The following is a 5,427-nucleotide window of genomic DNA, read 5'->3' as shown; positions in this document are numbered from 1 at the left end:
ACGACGTCCGACCGCCGGAGAGCGACTCCGCCTCGGCGTCGGCGTCCGGCGGTCGGACGTCGTACTCGTCGATGATCGCCTCCGCGTGCCCCCGCGTCTTCGGCCAGTCGATCCGACCGTTGGAGGCGAGCTCGCGGCCGTGCTGGCTCCCCAACAGTCCGTTCTCGACCAGGTCGAACTCCATCACGAGGCCGCGGTCCTGCCGGTCCTCGGGGATGTACGCCATGCCGGCCTCAATTCGCTGCCGCCGCGAGGCGGTCGTGACGTCCTCGCCGCGGAACCGGATCTCGCCCGCGTCGGGGGTCCGAAGGCCGGTCACCGACTCGACGAGCTCTGACTGCCCGTTGCCGTCCACGCCGGCGATCCCGAACACCTCGCCGGCTCGGACCTCGAACGAGACGCCGTCGACCGCGCGAACCCCGCGCTCGTCCTCGACGACGACGTCCGAGGCCGAGGCGACGACCTCGCCCGTCTCCGCGGTCCCGTGGTCGACGTCCAAGAGGACCTCGCGACCGACCATCAGCTCCGCGAGCTCCTCCTGGCTGGTCGCGTCCGCGTCGACGGTCCCGACCTTCCGTCCGTCTCGGAGGACGGATATCTCGTCGGCCGCGCGCATCGCCTCGCCGAGCTTGTGGGTGATGAAGATGATCGTCTTGCCCTGTGAGGTGAGTTCGGTGAGCACGTCGAACAGCTCGTCAACCTCTTGGGGGGTCAACACGGCGGTCGGCTCGTCGAGGATCAGCGTGTCGGCGCCGCGGTACAGCGCCTTCAGGATCTCGACGCGCTGCTGCTCGCCGACGGAAACGTCCTCGATCCGCGCGTCGGGATCGATGTCGAACCCGTAGCGGTCGGCGAGGTCGACGACGGCCTCGCGCGATCCCGCCCGGTCGACGGCGAGCCCGCCCCACTTCCGCGGCTCGTTGCCGAGCGTGATGTTCTCGGTGACGGTCATCGGGTCGACGAGCATGAAGTGCTGGTGGATCATCCCGATCCCGGCGTCGATCGCGTCCCGCGGCGAGCCGAACTCGCGCGGCTCGCCGTCGAGCCGTACCTCCCCCGACGTCGGTTCGTAGAGGCCGTAAAGAACGTTCATCAGCGTCGTCTTGCCGGCCCCGTTCTCGCCGAGGAGGGCGTGGACGGTGCCGCGCTCGACTTCGAGGTCGACGTCGTCGTTCGCCACGACCCCGGGAAACCGCTTCGTGATCCCGTCGAGGTGGACGGCTGTGGCCATTGGTCTAGTACCCTCTGGTTTGAGGGCGGGTGAATATGTTTGGATATGCTCCGGTCCGGGCGGTACACCGGACCGGAGTACCTGTCCCGAGCGCTACATCTCGGAGGGAACGTCGACGTCGCGCCGCGTTAGACCTCCGATGGGACGTCGATGTCGCCGGCGATGATGTCCTCGCGCGCGGTCGCGACCTCGTCTTGGACGTCGCTGGGGATCTCGGAGCCGAGCTGGTCGCCGTAGACGAGCGCGACGCCCTCGTTGTCGAGGCCCAGCGCGACGTTCGAGCCCCCCGGGAACTCCTCGTCGACGGTCGCGTCGATCGCGTTGTAGACGGCCGTGTCGACGCGCTTGACCATGCTCCCGAGGATGACGTCGGCGTAGTCGGGGCGCGTGACCGACTGGTCGCGGTCGACGCCGATGGCGAACTTCTCCTGCTCCTGCGCGGCCTGGAAGACGCCGGTTCCGGTGTTACCCGAGGCGTGGTAGACGATGTCGGCGCCGCTGTTGTACATCGCGGTCGCCGCCTCGCGACCCGCCGCGGGGTCGTTGAAGCTCCCGGTGTAGTTGACGCTGACGTCGACGTCGTCGCTGCCGGCGGCGACGCCCGCCTCGAAGCCGGCCTGGAACTTCCGGATCAGGTCGGACTCGACGCCGCCGACGAAGCCGACGTTCGTGGAGTCGCCCGCAGTCGAGCCCGCGCCCGCCGAGAAGTCGCGGGTGGTGAGCAGGCTCGCCATCAGGCCCCCGAGGTACGATCCCTCGTGTTCCTTGAACGTGTAGCTCGCGACGTTGTCCGCGTCGACGACCGAGTCGACGATCATGAAGTCCTGGTCCGGGTACGACTCGGACGTGTCTGACAGCGAGTCGGCCTGGAGGAAGCCGATACAGCACACCAGGTCGTAGTCCGGATCGGTCGACTCCGCGAACTGCTGCTGGAACGTGCTGAACTGCGACACCTCGTCCGGCTGCGCCTCCTGGAACGAGATGTCCAGCTCGTCTTCCGCCTGTATCGCCCCCTGCTGGGCCTGGTCGTTGAACGACCCGTCGCCGAGGCCGCCGGTCGCGTACACCATCCCGACGTTCGCCGCCGGGCCGCTCCCGCCGTCCTCGCCGTCGGACCCGTCCTCCGAGTCGTTGCCGTCCATCCCGTCGGAGCCGTCGGACCCGTCAGAACCGTCGTCGGAGCCGTCCGAGCCGTCGTCGCTCGGGCCGCCGCTGCAGCCCGCCAGGCCGATGAGGCCCGCTGCGCTTGCCGCCTTGACGAACCGCCGCCGATCGAGGTCGGATACCATGTCAGGTACAAGGGAGTGGGAACACGGCATAAATTCGTCGCTCTCGGCGCCCGAGAGCGGCCGTTCTCGGAGAAGGACGGAGGCCACGTCGCCGATTCGGTCGATCCGCCCCGCGTTTCAGCACCCCCCGGACGTGTCCGTGGCGGCCGGCGGGTTACGCGTTCTCGACCGCGGCCACCGCCTCGGCGACGACGCGCTCGACGTCGGCGATCAGGTCGGCGACGTCGTCGCTCTCGGCGTACACCCTGACGTACGGCTCCGTGCCCGAGGGACGGACGAGCGTCCACGACGCGTCCGGGAACTCCAGGCGCACCCCGTGGTCGGTGTCCACGGTCGCGCCGGGGAACGCCTCCGGGAGCGCCGTCTCCAGCCGCTCCATCGCGCCGGTCTTGGCGTCGTCCGGGCAGTCGACGCTGGCCTTGCGGTACGGGCGCTCCGTGATCGGCTCGCGCAGGCCGTCGAGCCCCTCGTCGGCGACGAGTCGAGCGATCACGGCCGCCGAGGCGACGCCGTCGATCCACTCGCCGAGGCCGACGTGGATGTGCTTCCACGGCTCCGCGGCGAAGACGACGCGGGTGTCGGTTCCAACTTCTCCGGCGGCGCCCGCCTCTCCGACCGCGCCCGCCTCTCCGAGGGCGCCGGCCTCGGTCGCGTCATTCCGGACCGCGGCGATGCCCTCGTGGAGCGCGCCCAGGCGCACTCGCTCGACGCGCCCGCCCGCCTCGCGGACGCGCTCGTCGATCCGCCCCGAGGCGTTCGGCGTCGTGACGACCACGGGGTCGGCGGCGTCGCTCTCTCGCGTGTACCGCTCCGCGAGCATCGCGAGGACGGTGTCCTCGTGGACGACCTCGCCGTCGGCGTCGACGATGACGATCCGGTCTGCGTCGCCGTCGTGCCCGATCCCGAAGGCGAACCCCTCCGGGTCGTCGTTCCCGTCGCCCTCGCCGCCCTCGGCGTCGTCGTCGCTCACAGTCCGGCGGCCCGGGTCAGCGACGCCCTCGTTGGCGTCGGCCACGAACGCCCGGAGGTCCCGCAGCGTCTCCGGGGTCGGCTTGCTCCCGCGCCCGGGGAAGTGGCCGTCGACGTTCCCGTTGAGCGTGACGACCTCGGCGCCCATCTCGCGGAGCGCGGTCGGTGTCGCCGGCGCGGCCATCCCGTTCCCGCAGTCCACCGCGACCCGGAGCCCGTCGAGCGGGGCGCCGAACCGCTCCGCGTACGCGCGGACGTCGGCGAGGTACCCGTCGAGCGGGTCGACGCGCTCCGCCTCGGTCCACGCGTCCCACGCCGCCGGCGGCGCCTCGCCCGCCACGCGCTCCTCGACGGCGCGCTCGGCCTCGCGGTCGAACTCGCTGCCGTCGCGGAACAGCTTGATCCCGTTGTCGGTCGGCGGGTTGTGCGAGGCGGTGAGCATGACTCCGTACCGCCCCCGCGAGGCGTGCGCGAGCGCCGGCGTCGGGAGCCGCCCCGCGCGCACAACGCGGACGCCGCCCGACGCGAGCCCCGACTCCATCGCCGCCGCGAGCGCGGGCCCGGTCACGCGACCGTCGCGGGCGAGCGCGATTTCGGCGGGGCGCGAGTCGTCCGCCGTCGACCCCTCTCCGTCGGTCTCAGCGTCCTGCCGTATCTCCGCCGCGACGGCGCGTCCCACCGCGAGCGCGAGCTCGGGGGTGACCCGCTCCGTCGCGCTTCCGCGGATCCCCGCGGTTCCGAACAGGTCCATACCCGCGGTGTCGGCGGCCGTTCGTTAGAAGTCGTCGGTTGCGGGCCGTCGACCGCGGCCGCAACGCCTCGGGCGTCGGGCGTCGCGTTTAAGACCGCGGCGGGCCCACGCTCGGCGTATGTCCGACCGCAGGCGAGCGCACGTGTACGTCTCGGGACGCGTGCAGGGCGTCTACTACCGTGCGACGACCCGCGACACCGCCCGCGAGAAGGGGGTCGACGGCTGGGTGCGCAACCTCGACGACGGGCGCGTCGAGGCCGTCTTCGAGGGACCGGAGGACGCGGTCCGGGAGACGGTCGCGTGGTGCGAGACGGGGAGTAAGGCGGCCGACGTCGACGACGTCGACGCGACGTACGAGGAGCCGGAGGGGCTGGACGGGTTCGAGGTGCGGTGGTGACCGACGAACGGTGACGGTTGGCTGCGCGAAGACCGCTCGTCGCGCGAGGACCGCTCGCCGTCCTAGGGCGTGACTCGATCGCCGGGACGGTCGCGGACGCCCAGCTCCTCCAGCGCGCGCAACACCACGATCGCTTCGACAACGTCGCGCTCCTCGGTGTAGGGGTCGTCGACCGCGTCGAGCGTCGCCTCGGCCTCGGCCGCCAGCCGTGACTCCAGCTCGGTCTGATCGGTTTCGCCTTTCACCGCCGACAGCAGGGCCTCGTGGTCCTCGCGGAGGTCGAGCGAGACGTGCGCCGCGTTGCACCGCGAGAGCGGGTGGGCGTCCATCTCGATGGCGAGGTCGCTCACGAGCTCCCAGTCGTCGGCGCAGAAGCGGATCGTCACCGTCTCGACCACGTCGCGCCACGAGATGGGGCCGCCGTTCTCCATCAGCGTGAGCGCCCGCGGCGGCACCGCGATCCGGGTGTGGGTGTCGTCGCGACCGCAGAGGCAACAGGGGGTGTTTTTCAGTCCGGCGTACACGCGGATCCGTACGGACCGAGGGGACGTGTGCGTTTCGCCGGCGGGAGCCGGTGGCCGGCGACGCGGTTTATAAGAAGGGCGAACGCCGGCACTGACGCTTATAAAAATGAGCAGTGCGGCGGCGCGTGCCTGTGAGCGGCCCCTCGGGCCGCGAACCGCACGCGCGAGGGAGCCCGCGGCCGCCATTGGCGGCCGCGGCGAGGCTGGGGAGGCGCGAGGCTGCAGTCGAGTTGCGGTCGGGTGGGACTCGAAGGGGCAGCCGCGAG

General features: G+C 71.4%; 5 protein-coding genes. 1 reads left to right on the top strand and 4 read right to left on the bottom strand.

Going from position 1 to position 5,427, the window contains the following annotated elements; translation table 11 throughout:
- The 3 genes from DJ73_RS12885 to DJ73_RS12875 all read right to left on the bottom strand — a co-directional run.
- Positions 1–1,231, bottom strand: a 1,231-nt coding sequence (locus DJ73_RS12885; protein WP_094558157.1) for an ABC transporter ATP-binding protein, incomplete at its 3' end; no start/stop codon positions are given.
- 128 nt (positions 1,232–1,359) lie between these two features.
- Positions 1,360–2,520, bottom strand: coding sequence for a BMP family protein (locus tag DJ73_RS12880; protein WP_094558156.1), 1,161 nt, complete (start codon positions 2,518–2,520; stop codon positions 1,360–1,362).
- A gap of 154 nt (positions 2,521–2,674) precedes the next feature.
- Entirely contained in the window at positions 2,675–4,240 is a 1,566-nt protein-coding gene (locus DJ73_RS12875) for a phosphomannomutase (RefSeq protein WP_094558155.1), read from the bottom strand.
- A 118-nt stretch (positions 4,241–4,358) separates the two neighbouring features.
- On the opposite strand from DJ73_RS12875, the gene DJ73_RS12870 reads away from it, so the two are divergent.
- The gene (locus DJ73_RS12870) at positions 4,359–4,637 is read left to right on the top strand and encodes an acylphosphatase (RefSeq protein WP_094524712.1); all 279 of its coding nucleotides are present in this window, start codon (positions 4,359–4,361) and stop codon (positions 4,635–4,637) included.
- A 62-nt stretch (positions 4,638–4,699) separates the two neighbouring features.
- Here DJ73_RS12870 and DJ73_RS12865 read toward each other — a convergent pair whose 3' ends face one another.
- On the bottom strand, positions 4,700–5,161 hold the full coding sequence (locus DJ73_RS12865; RefSeq protein WP_094524711.1) for a hypothetical protein: 462 nt from the start codon (positions 5,159–5,161) through the stop codon (positions 4,700–4,702).
- Between the last annotated feature and the right edge of the window lie 266 nt (positions 5,162–5,427).

The sequence above is a fragment of the Halorubrum sp. Ea1 genome (genome assembly GCF_002252965.1).
Lineage (GTDB): Archaea > Halobacteriota > Halobacteria > Halobacteriales > Haloferacaceae > Halorubrum.
The sequence above is the reverse complement of the archived record's forward strand: the minus strand, read 5'-3'. Positions and strand labels throughout refer to the sequence as shown.

Excerpts from the sequence above, each read along its gene's own strand:
- DJ73_RS12880 (WP_094558156.1), bottom strand. The coding sequence starts at position 2,520 with ATGGTATCCGACCTCGATCGGCGGCGGTTCGTCAAGGCGGCAAGCGCA.
- DJ73_RS12875 (WP_094558155.1), bottom strand. The coding sequence starts at position 4,240 with ATGGACCTGTTCGGAACCGCGGGGATCCGCGGAAGCGCGACGGAGCGG.
- DJ73_RS12870 (WP_094524712.1), top strand. The coding sequence starts at position 4,359 with ATGTCCGACCGCAGGCGAGCGCACGTGTACGTCTCGGGACGCGTGCAG.